The sequence below is a fragment of the Paenibacillus sp. W4I10 genome (assembly GCF_030816325.1).
Taxonomy (GTDB): domain Bacteria; phylum Bacillota; class Bacilli; order Paenibacillales; family Paenibacillaceae; genus Paenibacillus; species Paenibacillus amylolyticus_B.
Window position 1 is genome coordinate 216747 of the sequence record NZ_JAUSXX010000001.1, and the last position, 16902, is coordinate 233648.

Annotated in this window: 14 protein-coding genes; 11 read left to right on the forward strand and 3 right to left on the reverse strand. The window is 42.7% G+C overall.

Going from position 1 to position 16902, the window contains the following annotated elements; translation table 11 throughout:
- The first annotated feature begins 6 nt into the window (after positions 1 to 6).
- A complete protein-coding gene (locus tag QF049_RS00890) occupies positions 7 to 2883 on the forward strand; it encodes a ComEC/Rec2 family competence protein (protein WP_307534203.1) in 2877 nt (958 codons plus the stop codon).
- A 573-nt stretch (positions 2884 to 3456) separates the two neighbouring features.
- Here QF049_RS00890 and QF049_RS00895 read toward each other — a convergent pair.
- Positions 3457 to 4185 carry an SDR family oxidoreductase gene (locus tag QF049_RS00895; RefSeq protein WP_307534206.1) on the reverse strand — a complete coding sequence of 243 codons (729 nt, stop codon included), beginning with the start codon at positions 4183 to 4185 and terminating at the stop codon, positions 3457 to 3459.
- 198 nt (positions 4186 to 4383) lie between these two features.
- On the opposite strand from QF049_RS00895, the gene QF049_RS00900 reads away from it, so the two are divergent.
- The 4 genes from QF049_RS00900 to QF049_RS00920 all read left to right on the forward strand — a co-directional run bounded on the left by QF049_RS00900 (position 4384) and on the right by QF049_RS00920 (position 9458).
- Positions 4384 to 4728 (forward strand): winged helix-turn-helix transcriptional regulator, encoded by a 345-nt coding sequence (locus QF049_RS00900; RefSeq protein WP_307534208.1) that lies wholly within the window; start codon positions 4384 to 4386, stop codon positions 4726 to 4728.
- 383 nt (positions 4729 to 5111) lie between these two features.
- Positions 5112 to 5822, forward strand: a complete 711-nt coding sequence (locus tag QF049_RS00910; protein WP_307534210.1) for a tyrosine-type recombinase/integrase — start codon at positions 5112 to 5114, stop codon at positions 5820 to 5822.
- Positions 5743 to 5964 carry a DUF554 family protein gene (locus QF049_RS00915; protein ID WP_307543045.1) on the forward strand — a complete coding sequence of 74 codons (222 nt, stop codon included), beginning with the start codon at positions 5743 to 5745 and terminating at the stop codon, positions 5962 to 5964. Before QF049_RS00910 ends, QF049_RS00915 begins: the two co-directional genes overlap by 80 nt.
- 1469 nt (positions 5965 to 7433) lie before the next feature.
- Positions 7434 to 9458, forward strand: coding sequence for a copper amine oxidase N-terminal domain-containing protein (locus tag QF049_RS00920; protein WP_307534212.1), 2025 nt, complete (start codon positions 7434 to 7436; stop codon positions 9456 to 9458).
- Between the two features lie 130 nt (positions 9459 to 9588).
- Here the strand turns inward: QF049_RS00920 and QF049_RS00925 are convergent, their stop codons facing one another.
- Positions 9589 to 9891 carry a hypothetical protein gene (locus QF049_RS00925; protein WP_076211684.1) on the reverse strand — a complete coding sequence of 101 codons (303 nt, stop codon included), beginning with the start codon at positions 9889 to 9891 and terminating at the stop codon, positions 9589 to 9591.
- Positions 9892 to 10242: 351 nt separating this feature from the next.
- Here QF049_RS00925 and QF049_RS00930 point away from each other — a divergent pair, with 351 nt between their 5' ends.
- The 3 genes from QF049_RS00930 (at position 10243) to holA (ending at position 13343) form a co-directional block, all read left to right on the forward strand.
- On the forward strand, positions 10243 to 10791 hold the full coding sequence (locus QF049_RS00930; protein WP_017687205.1) for an RNA polymerase sigma factor: 549 nt from the start codon (positions 10243 to 10245) through the stop codon (positions 10789 to 10791).
- A complete protein-coding gene (locus tag QF049_RS00935) occupies positions 10788 to 12071 on the forward strand; it encodes a zf-HC2 domain-containing protein (RefSeq protein WP_307534215.1) in 1284 nt (427 codons plus the stop codon). The genes QF049_RS00930 and QF049_RS00935 overlap by 4 nt, the downstream gene beginning before the upstream one ends.
- 255 nt (positions 12072 to 12326) lie before the next feature.
- Positions 12327 to 13343, forward strand: a complete 1017-nt coding sequence (gene holA / locus QF049_RS00940; protein WP_307534216.1) for a DNA polymerase III subunit delta — start codon at positions 12327 to 12329, stop codon at positions 13341 to 13343.
- A 189-nt stretch (positions 13344 to 13532) separates the two neighbouring features.
- Here the strand turns inward: holA and rpsT are convergent, their stop codons facing one another.
- Positions 13533 to 13805 (reverse strand): 30S ribosomal protein S20, encoded by a 273-nt coding sequence (gene rpsT / locus QF049_RS00945; RefSeq protein ID WP_024628504.1) that lies wholly within the window; start codon positions 13803 to 13805, stop codon positions 13533 to 13535.
- A 174-nt stretch (positions 13806 to 13979) separates the two neighbouring features.
- On the opposite strand from rpsT, the gene gpr reads away from it, so the two are divergent.
- From gpr to QF049_RS00960, 3 genes are all read left to right on the forward strand, one after another.
- Complete coding sequence (gene gpr, locus QF049_RS00950; protein WP_307534218.1) at positions 13980 to 14981, forward strand: GPR endopeptidase; 1002 nt, start codon at positions 13980 to 13982, stop codon at positions 14979 to 14981.
- Positions 14982 to 15127: 146 nt separating this feature from the next.
- A complete protein-coding gene (locus QF049_RS00955) occupies positions 15128 to 16423 on the forward strand; it encodes a stage II sporulation protein P (protein ID WP_307534220.1) in 1296 nt (431 codons plus the stop codon).
- A 53-nt stretch (positions 16424 to 16476) separates the two neighbouring features.
- A complete protein-coding gene (locus QF049_RS00960) occupies positions 16477 to 16836 on the forward strand; it encodes a hypothetical protein (protein ID WP_076211674.1) in 360 nt (119 codons plus the stop codon).
- Positions 16837 to 16902: the final 66 nt, after the last annotated feature.

Here is a 16902-nt window from a genome sequence, read left to right on the forward strand (position 1 = left end):
GTAGAAATGAAAGGCAGACCGTTATTAAGTTTTACGATTTGTTGGTTGTGCGGGAGCGGGATAGCATGTGCGTTAACAGGCTGGACGTTAATCTGGGGGTTAATTGGAGCTCTGGCATGTCTGCCACTTTTACTTCGTTTTATAGATGTGCGTGGATGGTCTGTTTTATTTTTACTCGCTGCCTTTATTGGAGGCGCTGTACATTGGGAGTGGAATGACGCACGCAATCATAGCAGTCTGCCGGAGACCATGCATATCGCAGCTTATGAGTTGGACGGATGGTCAGCTGAAATTCAGGGTGAGCTGGTGTCAGATGTACGCATTGACGGAGATCGGGCTGACTTTAAGATTCAGATGTCTTCAATATTACCAATATCGGATTCGTCAGCAGATACAGATCTTGTAGCATCATCTGCATTCAACATAGATGAACAATTGATGGTACAAGTCAGACTGTTGGAGGAAGAAGAACAACAGGTAGCAGCGGGCTGGAAGAGGGGCGATTTGATCACGCTTAATGGTTCTTTTGTCCTTCCTGGTGAAGCCAGGAACTTTGGCGGGTTTGATTATCGCAGTTACTTGCGCACCCTGCATATCCACTGGTTGTTCAAAGTGAAGGGAGCCAGTTCGGTCACAGTAGTTGCTCCTGAGGGACTTGGACAATATAACGTACTACGGTGGACGGATTGGACTAGGCATAAGTTGGGCTCGGCGGTTGAGCAGTTATTTCCAGAGCCTCATGCTGGATATATGAAGGGTCTTATTATCGGGATGGCTACTGATATCGATCCAGGTACCTATGGTCAGTTTTCACAACTCGGTCTAACGCATATCCTGGCAATCTCCGGAACCCATGTCGCTGTGTATGTTGCTTCTTTGCTTCTCATTCTATCTTGGCTAAGGCTTACCAGAGAGACGGCACTCACGATTGTTCTGATTCTGGTGCCAGCTTATGTGCTGTTATCCGGTGGTTCACCTTCGGTGATTCGGGCAGGAATGATGTCCATGATTGGGTTGTATATGGCACGTCGTGGTCTCGCCAGAGACGGCCTTCAGATGATCAGTGCAGCAGCGTTGCTGATGATGTGGTGGGACCCGTACTTTTTGCTAAGCGTGAGTTTCCAGTTATCCTTTCTTGTGACCGCAGGTTTGATGATCTACATGCCATTGATTAACCGACTGTTCAGCAGCTGGCCGAAATCTCTTGCCGCAACAGCATCCGTAACGGTAACCGCTCAGCTGATTTCTTTTCCAGTAACCATTCTGTACTTCAACCAGTTCTCATTACTCTCATTTGTAGCCAACTTTCTGCTTGTTTCTTTGATTAGCGCCATTGTATTACCTCTGGGGACAGTCGCCATGTTATTGTCATTCATATGGGTTCCCATGGCGAAACCCCTCGCATGGATAGCGATGCAACTGAATCAACTGACATTTGTAAGCGTGGAGTGGATGAACAGCCTGCCAGGTTTTGTATTGATCTGGGCAACACCGCCCTTGTTATGGATTACTGCATATTATGCCGTGTTGTATGCCTTGCTCTACCTGTTGCATCGTGGCAATGGTGAGCAGCGAGAAACAACGTTTATTGAGGAGGAGACGGCACCTCTTGTGAGGCGACAACCTCCAGTTTCCATGGGGAATGTGGGCATTCGCTCTTCTAAGTCTAACATGGCACAGGATCAAGGTAAGAACCGTGTAGATGGAAAAGAAACTTCATTAACGACTTTAGGAGCCAGTATCGCATGGCCGGAGTATACAAGTGCATTTACTGCACGAGGTGCAGGTTATTATACGCATCAACGAATGAGTAAAGCTCAGCGATGGTTGTGCGTGTTGCTCGCGCTAAGCTTTATTGCTGGATTGTGGTGGGCATATCAGACTCCCAAGCCTGCTGGAACCGGCATCGTGCAGTTTTTGGATATTGGACAAGGGGACAGCACATTGATTACAACCCCGGAAGGCAAACACATTCTGGTGGATGGCGGAGGAACGGTTAGTTTTGGGAACACCGAACAATCATGGAAAACAAGACGTGATCCGTATGAGGTGGGAGCTAAGGTGGTTGTTCCTCTATTGAAAAAAAGAGGCATCCATCAACTGGATGCTGTAATTGTCACGCATGCTGACCAGGATCATGCCGGAGGACTACAGGCTGTGCTGGAACAGATTCCAGTTAAACGTTTCATGTTTAATGGCACGACCAGCGGTAAGGATAACTTTGATAAGCTGCTGAATACAGCCATGGAACGGAAGATTCCTCTGTACGCCATTCAGCAGGGCATGTCCTATAAGGCTGACAAGCAGACGAGTTTACATTTTATAGCTCCGGATCTGGCACATATGGATGTAAATGAATCAGGCAATTTGCCTGTATCTGAACACCAAAATCATGATTCCGTTGTCTTTTTGCTGGATATGGCTGGCACTTCCATGTTGTTCACTGGGGATATGGATGCAGCAGCCGAGCAGGATCTGCTCTATATGATTCAAGATGGCTCACTTGCTGAAGTCTTTGAAAAACATAAGGTGAAAGGAGGCATTGCAGATAAAGTTGTCCTTAGCGAGATAATGCAGAAGTTTTTGGGAAATCCAATTAAATATGATGCATCCTCCTCTGCTATCTCCCTTGACGTTCTAAAGGTCGCTCACCATGGTAGTAAAACGTCGTCCACCGAAGCCTGGCTCCAATACTGGAATGCCAGAACCGCCGTGATATCTGCAGGAGTTAACAATACATATGGGCATCCCAATCCGGGAGTGATGGAACGTCTGGAGGCTACCGGATCAGATATTTATCGGACAGATCAGATGGGAGAGGTTCAGATGAGAGTGAAAAATGGGAAGATTGATATCCGGTACAAATTGGTTGGAGTTGAGTGACAGGATTTACATTACATGGTTGCATGATAAGCAGGTTGAAGAGTTTATAAAAACGGATGTCACGGCATGCAAAAATGTGACTTAACCCATAAAAAGATAAATTTCACCCATATATGTGCTGGAATTTGCTTTAATTTCCGTTGTTTTTTGCCTTTCGGAACACAAATAGAAGCATAAGTTTGCCATGAGTCGAAACTGGAAGCATAAAGTTGCCATGAGTCCCCATTATGACGACTTTTCATTTAACTAACGGGCAGGTTAGTTTAAATACATATTCAACTTAACAATCAATATTAAATTACAATACTGGATTGTAGATCGCTGATTGCAAGGTTATAGAGCTTTATTAATACAGCCCTATACAAACCGCTCTAGACGCGTTTTTTCATTTTAAAGGGTCAAGTTCATGTCCTTGGTCAGGTACATGAATTTGACCCTATTGCCGATAGTGGACATGAACAAGTCCTTATAGCCTTGACTATACAGAGAGTCTACTCCGCTACTCTGGTGAGTGGGACGGGGTAAACTCCATATAGCTTACGGAATACTCAGAAACTGCCCGGGTAAAATGGTTTACCAAGGCACAACTCCATTTTCATCAAAAAAGCTACCAGTTGGACCATCATTATTGATTGTGGCGAGCTTAACTACACTGGAAGCTGCTTGTTCGACTGTGCGATAGCCACTATTATCATTTAAATCGGTAGCTGTAAATCCAGGGCAAACTGAGTTGATTTTAATAGGAGTATCTCTTAATTCTTTAGCAAAGAAAACAGTTAAAGCATTTACAGCCGTTTTGGAACTATTATAGGCGAGCGAATTCACATTATAAAATTCCGACGTTGGGTCTGAATTCAAAGTTAAGGAACCTAATGCGCTGGAAAGATTTACGATTCTTCCGGCAGAAGATTTTTGGAGCAATGGAAGTAATGCTTTCGTGACAGAAAATACGCCGAAAACGTTTGTCTCATAAGTATTCTTGAGAACGGACAGTTCCAGTTCCCTTGGAGATGTGTTGCCTTCAAAAAACACGCCTGCATTATTAATCAAGATATCAAGGTATCCATATTCTTGTTCAATCCATTCTACTGCCGAGAGAACGGAGCTGGGTTTTGTGACATCAAGAACCACCGTTTTAGCTTTAATGTTCTCCGTTTCCAAGTGCGTTACGGCCTCATGTCCTTTTTCTTCGCTTCTTGCTCCTATTAAAATCTCATACCCCATGTTTCCCAATTGTCTTGCTGTCTCAAAACCAATACCCTTATTGCCACCTGTAATTAATACGATCTTGGATTTATTCATAAAATTGCCTCCCTAATCTGTTTTCTAAAACCTATACCTACGAAAATGTATTTAATTCTTATAGTTGTGACTGCCATTAAGATTCTCTCATTGTAACCGTGATATATCTCCTTTCATTTCTGATATAGTTAATATAGTGGAAATGATTGATACTTATAAGTACGCACATTTTTGTAACTTAATGAATGGAGTGGCAATATGGGATATGGATTAAAAAATTATGGCGATTGCAGTGAAGAGGTTATAAAGGCCTGTCCTGTTGAAATGGTTTTACATATGATAGGAGGAAAATGGAAGGGAATCATTATCGACATTTTATCCGAAAAATCGGTCAGATTTAATGAACTTAAACGATTAATACCAGGGATTACACAACGGATGTTGACTTTACAACTCAGGGAACTCGAGGCGGATGGAATTGTGAAGAGGATAGTAGATGACACTGTGCCACCCAAAGTAGAATACTCCCTCACTGAACAAGGAAATAAATTGTCGAGTATCATCGATTCTATAAGAGTATGGGGAAAAGAGTTTCAATCCTAAGTCGCGATCGGGAAGTCTTAATGGATAGCCGTGTCGGAAAAAAAATCGTAGGCGTCTTCACTTTTCACCGCGCCGCATAGCGGGATTCGATTCAGAAGTTTTGGTTCTGGGCTGACTGCCTGGACAGGAGATGTCGTGCTTTTGAAGCCGGAGTTCGATCTACCCAACGGAACGCAAATCTGATAATAATGGCAAAACCTACCGTGCAAGGCGAAAGCCTTACGGTGGGGTATAATTTCTTAAATAACACTGTATGATTTGTTCTTACCACCCTTGCTTGTGCTCAATATTGAACTAACAGTAAACTTTAGTTATATAGCCCCAGTCTAAAACCTCTTATTTGAAGCAAACTAGAATTAATTGCTCTTATAGGAGGTTTTATTATGATTTTAAGTGAACTTTGGAATCAATATGAGGCAGATAAACGAATTCAAGGGTTTAGCCCGAATACATTGCGCGCCTATGCTTTACAACAAAAGATGTTGGTTCTGGATCTTGGAGACGTAGATATTTCGGGAGTAACTTTAAATCTCCTGAAGGAATACTTAGCAAAGCAATCGGATCGTCTAAAACCAAGCAGCCTAGGGCAACGTATTCGTTTTATACGTTCCTTATTTCGTTTTGCATATGAAGAGACCTATCTATCTAGCAACCCTTCTATTAAACTGCGTGAGCCAAAAATGGAGAAGCGGGTACCTAAGTTTTTAATGGAAGAAGATGTGATCCATTTAAAGATTTCTTGTCAGACTTTACGGGAAAGAGGTCTTCTTGAATTTCTATATTGTACAGGATGTCGTATAGGTGAGGTGGAGAAGTTAAACATTGAGGACTTGAACTGGGAAAACTGCTCGGCTATTGTAAATGGTAAGGGGGCAAAACAAAGAGAGGTTTACTTCACCACGGAGTGCAAAGTATGGTTAAAGAAGTATTTAGACAGTCGCGAAGACTCGTGTAAAGCCTTATTTGTAACAGATACCGTCTACATTTGGAATTGGGATTACTATCTCAGCGCTAATCCTATTTTGTTGGCAAGGCTTACTTTTCTTATTAGCACATGTTTTATCAGGTTTAATTACTCCGGTGCTGCTAACTGAAATATCAATTGTAGGAGGAATTCTTATTTTTTGCTCTGGATTAAGTATACTTGGCATATGTAAATTCAATTCACTCAATTTAATTCCATCATTGGTGATTCCAGTTTTATTTTTTATAATTAAAAGTGTTGCAGGGATCTAGCTGAAAATTCTCCAATGAAGAGAAGATGAGTTAAGATATCTTAAGTGTGATTAAGTTCTACTTACTATATTGTTGATAAGATTATACTTTAATGCATAAAACTATAAGACCAAACAAGCACTAGTACTTGTTACGCTAACGGGAAACGTTAGTTGAAAAATTAAGAGCAGTATGTAGTTTTCTAGACTGCTCTTAATTTTTCGTTGAGTTATCCATTTGTTTGTGATGATACCAAGATGATACTGAAGTGCCATCACTATTGGAAGCATAAGTTTACTAAATGCAAACCTTATGGGTTAAGTCGTACGCACTCTATTTATCGGTGTGAAGATAAGTGAAAAAAGCTCCGATTTAATACCAACTGTAAGGCAAAAAAGACAAGAGAACTTATAATGATGTGGATAGTCTGAGCGGAAAAAGTAGTGAAGTTACGTGTAAATATCGAGTAGATAATCCCACCTATGAAGCCTAATAGACCATATGCGGCAATAGCAAAGGGCAATCTCATATACTTATTATCTTTTTTTCTGTATATAAGCAATCCATCCACTAATATGGAAAGTGGCATAATTAAGAAAAGTAAAATAGCGAGGTTAATCAATAATCCAACGGCAAATGTATACCCGAATGAATAATAGTGGGTATTCTCTATTCTTTCATCCAAGGGAACGTAGTGATATAACCCCATTACAAGTGAAATTACAATTGCAGTTAATATAGCTACAAGTATTTTACCGCGCGGCCTATTGATTCTATGGGTTTTTGTCATTATGAGCATTAACCTCCATCTTAAAAAACAATATTTAACAAGAAATTGACTAAGAGAGTTACTATATTTTAACATGCGGAGGTTTAGGAAAAGTGGGAAATAGAGAAAGAGAGTACTTGATTGACCTATAAAAGAAAAAAAGTCGTTTCGCTGCGAACGACTTTTTCCTTGAATTGCATGATGGTGACATATTTCAATGTCTATGTACTTTAAGCACATCTCGACTGTCACTTAGGGGAGTTGACTAAAAATATGTTACTTTCTTGCTTTTAAGATACTAATCGGCAAGCTAATTATAATTGCGCTAAATAAGTTGAGTACGTGATCAATTTGGTCCCAACTTTTATGCCCTATTATCATATTAAATGCAACAAGTAACACATTAGAGAGTAGAAAGATTCCCAGAAAGTATTTAGAAAAAGTTTTTAGATTCATTTAATCTCCCATATATTCAATTGAAATTTTGTTACGGATGTACGTTTATATGTTCCATTTTAGGTGATTGAATAGAATTATTTGTATGTTATTCGTTAAATATATGTAAAAATATGGATTTAGTTGTGTTTGTTATTAGTGTTCAGTAATTTTCTTTGCAGGATTATGGTTATTTTTACCGAATAATAGTTAGGCCAACCTTAGAGGAGGGATAGAGATACTTAGTGATCGTAGCACTATACATAATAATGAGGGGATCAAGAAAATGAAACTTGTAGAAATGACACCAAGTAAAAGGAAAAGTAATGCAACTCAGAAGTTTAGAGTGAAATGGATTAGAAAAGTGATAGCTCTATGCATTGGACTTTTAGTTATCGGTTTGATCGCAGGACAGTCCTCCGCTTTTGCATCATCTGGATCGGGTAATTCCATCACTTCAGTTCTTGACCGAAATGACTATTTGCTGGACGATGGTACACTTTGGTCTAAAGGGGCCACAAGTGGAGTATGGACACAAAATCGGAAACTGATTGGTATTTCAAAATCAGACGACCATTCCATCTTTGGGTGGACTGCCGATGGCCAAGTGATTCGGTGGGATAAGGACAATGCGCATAAACCAGTAACGAAACAATTCAATGGTGTGATTAAGGTATATGGCCATGGATGGGTCCAGCTTCAGGATGGAAACCTTTATAATTTTGATGATCAGGCTAAGGTTTTGGAATCGATTATCGATGTGGATTCTTATCGGGATAGTTCTGGGAGAGATTCTTCTTATACTGCATTATCTTCATCAGGAGATATATATTATGACAAATACAACAAAATACGTAAAGCAGGAAATGTACCTGATGGTAAAGCAATTGCAACAAATGGTGTTTACGCAGCAGTGCTAAAAAATGATGGCTCGGTAGTGATCGTAAGTATGCTATATGAGGATGACTACATCACGGTTGCAAATAATGTGCAATCTTTGATTTGGTGGGGGAGTACGCATAAGCTGCTCACGGTGAAGCAGGATGGAACCGTCTGGAGCTACGATCGAACTGCCAAATATAAGGGTGAGCAACTGCCGGGTTTAAGTAACGTATCGCGGATGGTGTATGCGCCTAATCTGGATGAACTATATGCACAGTTACAGGATGGATCATGGGCTACATATGATAATGGAAAGTTAGCTCCTCTATCAGCTCCTGCGTTAAATCAAGTGACACTTACGGCATCTTCCAAGGACGCTAATATTGGGGATACGATCACCCTTACCGTTCAGGAGAATTATAGTAACGGTTTCAAAAACAAACGTGTACCGTTGCCTGAAGAACTTATAGTGGAGCAGCCCCAAGTTGCACAGATTCAGGCGGGAGGCAAACTAAAGGTTACGGGCATGGGAACAACCAAAGTGACATTGAAGATAGGCGATTTGGCTTCAAGTCTTCAACTGAACGTTAATTCAGAGAAAAAGTTATCAGGCGCCACATTGCTGGATGGGAATGTATACTTGCCAGTACAGTCGGTGTTTAAAACATTGGGAGCCAAAATTGATGTCAAAGGCTCATCTTTTGAGATTCAATTTGGAGATGACAGTATTACTTTGCAAAAGGGAAGTGCTGTTGCGCGATTAAACAACAAAGAGCTGAAGTTGAAAGGGAAAGTACAAACGATTGGAGGACAAACTGTATTTCCTGCGGACTTGTTAAGACAGGCTGCGGGTATTCAGGTTCGATGGGATGCTGAGCTAAAGCAGGCCAAGGTGCTGGTTGGAAATTCTTCTATTCTGGTGGAATCGAAGGATACACTTGCACTGATCAAGAAAAAAGAGTTGGGGAATCTTGCTCGCTTCATTGGCAAGTCCTACTGGATCAACAGTGATACGAGTTTAGGGCAACGTTTCAGTAAAGTGACCATATCAGATATCAAAATTGAGAAGATTAAATACGGTGATCGAAGTTACTCTATTGTCTTCCGTAATGCAAAAGGAAAAACAGTTTCTGCCTACGCAGGAGGTGCGCCTTCCAGTGTGACGGAGATGCTTAACGATTCCAACCAATTCTTCTCTTCTGATCCGTATAAGAAATACAATTGGTCTCAGTCCACTTGGAATAAAATTATTGCCGGAGAAGTAGCTCTAGGAATGAACATAACCCAAGTGCGCCTTGCGTGGGGAGATCCATCCAGCATTTCGTATGAAACGAGTTCAAAAGGCAAAATCGAAGTTTGGGTGTATGGCAGCTCAGCAGGCATAAGAGCTTTAGGGTTTCTCAATGGCAAACTGATCGTGATTTACTGATGAATACACCAATTCATTACTTCATTTGATTGCAAGTCACAGCACAAAAAAGCCCGCTTTCCGTTACACTCCACGAGGGAGAATATCGGAAAACGGGCCATTTTTTCAAAATGTAGAAGAAATATAAGAACTACTCTACGCCATCCTTGAAGTGTTTGTTCCAATGTTTGTCACCCTTGTGCAACAGATCTTCTACCGTTTTCTCAAGAGTCATCAACAGCTGTGCTCTGACATCAAGTACGGTTTCTCTGTACAAGCGTTCTTCCGATCCAACGATTTTATCGCCGTATAATGCCTGTGCAGCTACGTACTTCCGATGTTCCTCGACCAGAGTATCAATGGAATCCAATGCATGTTCCACAAAGTGGGAAATACTTTGGTATTCTTTGGGCATTTGTTCTTTTAAAGCTTGAATTTTCGCAAGAGCTGGCATGCTCATCACCTCGTGTTTATGAATGTAAATTTACAATACACTATTTTCATGAAAATTGCATTAAAATCAGCTTAAATTTGGACAAATTTCGACTTTTTTTATTTTAGGAACCAAAAAAGTGCTTATCTATAATGTATGCCATTGCATTTGAATTGAGTCGTGTAAGTAATGGAATCCCTTTTGGATACGTTTGGTGACTCGTTATGCAATTTCTGTTATTCTAAGAGAAGATTTCAGCGGCCCTAATACATACGCCGTTATTTTGTTATGGCAAATTAAAAAAATACTTAACTTTGCAACAATTTTATTGATGATCACGTCTGTAAGGTTGCAGGGAGAGGGGGATCCTTTGTGGTAGAGCCGGAACTCATCAGAGCCGCTCAATCGGGCGATCGCGACGCTCTAATTACCCTATTGCGGGAGATTGAACAACATGTCTATCGGACCGCATATTACATTCTAAATAATGAACAGGACGCTTTGGATGCTGCGCAGGAAGCGTTGATCCGAATTTACACCAAAATCAACTCATACGAAGAAAAGGCCCAATTCAAAACATGGGTACAACGCATCGTCACGAACATCTGTATTGATAAATTCAGAAGAACCAAGCCGTCCGTCTCCATTGACGAACATGACATGGTTTTTCAGGATAATCAGGATGTGGAGTACGAGGTCATGTCTACATATGTGGCCCAAGACATTCAGGATGCGATCAACAAGCTTCCCGAGCATCATCGTACCGTTATTGTTCTAAGATATTTGCAGGACTTATCCTACAATGAAATTGCGGATTGTCTCGATCTTCCGTTGAATACGGTGAAATCTTATTTATTTAGAGCCAGACAGCAATTACAGAATCTACTACAGGAATATCAGAAAGGTGGTGTGACAGGATGAAATGCGAAGAGGTGGTGGAATGGATGCACCGCTATCTGGATCATGATCTGGGCGAGGCGGAAACCGCGCAGATGCTACAGCATGTGGCAAAGTGTCCGGAGTGTGCCGAGAATTTTAGTTTACTCAGAGCTCTTTCGAGAGAACTGGAAGAATTACCGCAAGTAAACCCGAAATTTAGTCTGGTTGATGCGATTATGCCACAGCTTGATGCCATTGACGAAGCGCGGAAGGAACAAAGTAGCACTATACAGGAAATGAATCCTGTCCCCGCTGCATTTGAGAATTTACAACGTTCAAGTGAGCGGAAAACGAAGCAAAAATGGCTTAACTCGATGGCAGGACGTATGTCCATGGGTGCAGCGGCTGCGGCAGTTATATTGGGATTCGCCATCTGGGGAAATCCGCCTGAACAGATTGAGAATGCCGATTCCATGCTGATGAGCTCTGGAGCTTCTCAAGAGAGCGGCAATGTGGATGAGAATCCATTAAGCAAGAATATTGAAAATTATGATCCTGCCACTTCGTCCCAACCAAGCAGCAACGATGTGTTTGTGGGGCAATCGAATGTTTCACCAACTAATCCAGATAGCCAAGACGTAGAAACAATTCCTGAAGAGAACGGTGGAGATGAGGTACAGGAGCCTGAAGTTCAGTCAGATCCGACACCTAAACAACCGGCTACCGAATCAACGCCTGCTCCAAATAAAGGACCGCAGGATAATTCGTCCAGAACTCCTTCGACCGATAATCAAAAGAATCCGGTTCAGAACCAAGATTCTGAGCAGAGAATTCAGGGATCAGGAGATTCTCCTAAATCTTCTGCAGATGGGGAAGAGAGTGGAGTAACAGAAACAGAAAATGGAGATGCGCAATCCTTCACTTCTCAGGATACAACACCTAATATGACTGAAGATGTTCCGGTTGAAGGTAACATTGTACCTGATTCCAGTGCAGGTGCAGACGCTTCTGGAGGAAACAAAGGATTACCAGCAGGACCGGATCAGGGAATGGCTACAACAGCAGCACCAAAAGAATGGAAATCACCTGACGGCTCTTATGTAGTTATGCTTATTGGTGATCAAATCAGCATATACTCCAAACCTGTGAGCGAACCGGATGTTCTAAATTTGGTTGAACAACGCAGCATAGAGGGGACACTGAAGTCAGCGAGTTGGTCGAAGGATGGTACCCTATTTAATTACGAAACGGACAAGGACGGAACAACGGCGAAGAACTCGTTTAATGTACCTGCTGTTTCAGGTGGAGCTCCTGCGAAATAATTAAAAATGGGGAGTGCGCTCCTCTAAACGAAAGAACATTTTCAGTATGACAAGCATATAGTGTAGTAACAAAACGTCCTATCTCAGTTCAAACAACTGACGTCGTATGACCGCGCACCGGCTTTTTCTAGAACTGCTGGTGTCAGCGTTTATATAGATGTAGGACAGGGGGCCTTCATCCATAACTGGATGTAAGGTCCCTTTGTTGTCTTGCACTTTTTCTGGTAGGATAAGAGGGATAGGGAGGCGCCGTGAATGGATGTAAAAAGTGCAACAAAGGCAATACGTAATGGAGAAACGGCACCGATATATGTGCTGTACGGAACGGAGAAGTACCAGATACAGCAATTTACGGATATGTTAAAAGAACAGGTTATTGAAGAAGAACATCGTGATTTTGCGATTATTCCATATGATTTGTCTGAAACGGCTGTGGAGGTCGTTATTGAAGAAGCAGAGACTGTACCTTTTCTGGTTCCACGCAAATTAATTATTGTAAGGGACGCGAGCCTGTTCACCGCAGGTAAAGAATCCAAGATTGAACATCAGGTTGATCGTCTGCTTACATATATGGAAAATCCGGCAGATTACAGTACGATTGTTTTCCTGGCCCAAGGGGATAAGCTGGATGAGCGCAAGAAACTGGTGAAGGCTGTCAAGAAACAGGCAGTAGTTCTTGCTTTTGCTCCACTCAGTGGAGATGAGCTGTTGAATTGGATAGTGAAACTGGCGAAGCAGCGGGATGTTTCCTTGGAGACGGGAGCGGCGGAAACGTTGATCAGCTATGCAGGAACAGGTCTTCAGACCCTGTCTGCTGAAGTAGACAAGTTATGTTTGTTTGCGGGTAATGGGGGGACAATCAAGCGTGCTGATATCGAGTCACTGGTTGCCCGTAGTACAGAGCAGAATGTATTTTCGCTAGTGGAGGAACTCGCTAATTTGCGATTAGAGAAAGCGTTGGCTCTTTTCTATGAGTTGCTGAAGCAGCGGGAAGAACCGATTAAAATTGCGGCTTTAATCGCACGTCAGTTTCGGATCATGATCCAAGTGAAGGAGTTGGGCCAACAAAGTTACTCCCAGCAGCAGATCGCCAGTCAGCTTGGTTTGCATCCGTATGCTGTTAAAATTGCGGGTGAACAAGCCCGTAAATTTCAGCCGGAACGTCTGAGAATGATTATGAGTCACCTCAGCGAACTGGATTACCAGATGAAAACAGGAGCGGTGGATAAAGTGCTTGGTCTGGAGCTGTTCTTATTGAGACTTGGTGCGTGAATGAATACGTAAACGTAATAGATTACTAGTGTGAATAACAAACAAAGCGACCTTTGCTCCATGATGGTTAAATCATCGGAATAAAGGTCGCTTTTGTTTGTGTCTTATACTTATCGAATCAGATACTAAAAAATCCTGAAAGCCTATGCTGTTCAGGATTTTTCCATTGGATCGTATAAGTAACGCTTCTTACGCTTGTGCGGAAAGAGCGTTCAGTTTTTTCGCCAAGCGAGACTTTTTGCGTGCTGCAGCATTTTTATGAACCAGACCTTTAGTTACAGCCTTGTCCAGCTTTTTGGAAGCAGCTTGAATCGCAGCTTTTGCAGTATCAACTTCGTTACTTACCAGAGCAGCATCAGCAGCTTTAACAGCTGTACGGAGTGCAGACTTCTGGGAAGCGTTGAGTGCGCGGCGCTTGTCGCTCGTTTTTACGCGTTTAACAGCGGATTTGATGTTTGGCATTACATTCACCTCCTGTAAGGCATTTGCATGAATACAAACGTTTCACAACTTAAAATATTCTATCACGCTAGCATGTAAAATGCAACAGATATTCCTACGATGTTCGACATGCTGTATAAAGAAACCCTTTTTCCCACACAATATGCTCAAATGCGGTAAGGAGGCAGGGACAGAATGACACTGGATTTGCAAAACTATACAGTTCGTACCGATTTGGCGATCGACTCCAAGGAAATGGCGCAAGGTAGACAGAAACAGACGATCCCCGGACTGCGGGAAGATGTGGAGAAAAAAGAGGGTATTACGATTACACGTATTGATGTCCTGAATGAAGAAGCAGCCACGGCTATTGGTCGGGTAAAAGGCCACTATGTCACCTTGGAAGTACCTTCCCTACGGAATGGTGATACCGAGTTACAGGAGCGAGTTGCTGCCGAGTTCACACGTGAAATGGAAGATTTTATGATTAAGGCCGGAATCAACAAAACATCCAAGGTTTTGATTGTTGGGCTGGGCAACTTAAATGTCACCCCGGATTCACTCGGTCCACTTGTTGTGGAAAATCTGATGGTAACCCGTCAGTATTTCGAATTGGTGCCAGATCAGGTTGCGCCAGGGTATCGGGAAGTCAGCGCGATTGCTCCCGGCGTGCTCGGTACAACGGGTATTGAATCCAGTGACATCGTACAGGGGATTGTAGACCGGACCAAGCCGGATGCCATTATTGCGATTGATGCGCTGGCCTCCCGTTCCTTGGAACGTGTAAATACAACCATTCAGGTAGCGGACATTGGTATTCATCCTGGTTCCGGTATTGGAAACAAACGGCGTGGCCTGACCCGTGAGATATTAGGTGTGCCTTGCATCGCCATCGGAGTACCAACCGTATGTTATGCGTCCACCATCGTGAATAATGTGATTGAGATGATGCGCTCACACTTTCGCCAGGAAACGGATCAGACCAAACAGATCATGGGCATGCTGGACGACATTGGTGAGCAAGATCGCTTGAGTCTGGTGAAAGAGGTACTGGAGCCACTGGGTCATGACCTCATTGTTACCCCAAAGGAAATCGATGAGTTTATTGAAGGAATTGCCAATGTTATCGCTACAGGACTTAACGCTGCACTCCATGATGCCGTGAATCCGGATAACGTAGCCGCTTATACACATTAAAACTTAAAACTGCTGAGAAGGAGGTCCGAATCTATCGGACTTTCTTTTTTTTGTTTCTGGAATCTTTCATTTTCCTGTTCTATCAAATTGTCCGGGCTCATAGAGTTGAAGTATAAGAGTTGTCCAGCAGGGAAGGAGACAGCAGAATGAACAAGATATTGGCCTGGAATATTGGAAAGTGGAAAAAAAGATGTCTGCACGTGCTGGCCATGGGCCGTACGTTGTTGTTGCTTATGATCATATCTGCCTTGTTTTTTGTCGTACTGGGTCTGGGGGGCATGGCAGAGAAACGCTTGAATAATTCACCCGTTTCTTCCATGAAAGGATTTGCGAGTGCCGTATCAAGCCGCTTTTTCGTCGATATGCTCGGTATGGAGATGCCTCATCTCACCCAGAAAGAACAGACCTCTGCCATATCCGGTGAAAATCTCACCTCATTTGTTTTTCAATTACTAACAAATGTAAATCCTCAAGATCCGAAGAGCCTGATTGCGAGAGAAATGCCGGGCATGGGTTCCAACCAACCTGTTCTGCTCCGTCCTGGATCTGGTAACGAAAAAGCCGAGGCTCCCGAAGATTATCAGCCCGGTCCCGGTCTTACGGATACGGCTTCCGCAGGTGGAGGAAAACCCGGTAGTGATCTGCATGTTCCACCAGGCCAGGACAATACGGATCCACCTGAGTCGAGTGAGCCTGGAGATGGAGAAGGTAAAGAAGATCCCCCAGCGAAGAATGGTGAGAAAGACAATTCAGGCTCACCGACAACAGGCAAAAAGTCAATTCTTATCTATCATTCCCATCCACGGGAAGGCTACAATCCACTGCTAGGTACGAAAAGTGATAATCCATCATCAGGCAAATCAACAGGCAATGTGTTTCAAGTGGGATCCTACCTCTCAGACAGTCTGGAGAAGCTGGGAATCGGCGTAGAACACGCAAAGGATGATTACCCCACTAAAGTAAAGGACTATAACTGGAACTATTCTTATAAATACTCCCGTCAAACGGTAAAAGCAGCACTCGCTCAAAATGATGATCTGACGTATCTCATAGACATTCATCGCGATTCACAACGTCATGGCAAAACAACAACAACTATTAATGACTTGGGCTACGCCAAAGTATATTTCATTATTGGACATGAAAATCCAAATTGGCGGCAGAATGAAGCCTTTGCAGCGAAAATTCATAAGAAGCTGGAAGCCAAGTATCCTGGGGTATCCCGTGGTGTGTGGGGCAAAGATGGCGGAGGAGCCAACAATGGAGAGTATAACCAAACCCTTTCACCCAACAGCATTTTGATTGAGATTGGTGGCATCGACAACACAGGAGCTGAGCTCCAACGGACATCGAAGATTCTAGCAGACATGATTGCTCAAGTGTATTGGGAAGATCAGAAGGTGGACAAAGCCAGTGCCAAAACCTCGTCGCAGGGTGGATAAGAACTATATATGTATGAAGGAAAAATAGTAGAGAGTGACAGGAGGCAATGCACATGTCCAGATTCGGTAAAAGACTGTTATCCATCGCTGTATTAATGTTGCTGGGTGTTCTGTTTGGAATGCAGCTGGCTGGCAGCAACTTTCATATGGGCAATCCATCAGGAGGCACGTCAACCGTTGTGACAACTGAGCCAACTTCATCGGTTACCGAATCTGTTCCGACTGCACCTGTCCAAAAGGAAATTAAAGAACCACCATTTGTACCTGTTCAGTCACCAAGCCAAGTGCTTGGGGCAGATCAAAATAAGGCTCCGGTTGATGTGTTGGCAGACAAAACGGCTGGACTATTGCAAAATCTCTCACATAGTGGAATCAAGTGGGTGGTCTCTCTTTTTAGTGGCGTTGCTGAATAAAATACCATGATTTAAAGGTACAATATAACCTCTGGGAGTGCATGATAACACTTTATTATAAAGTTG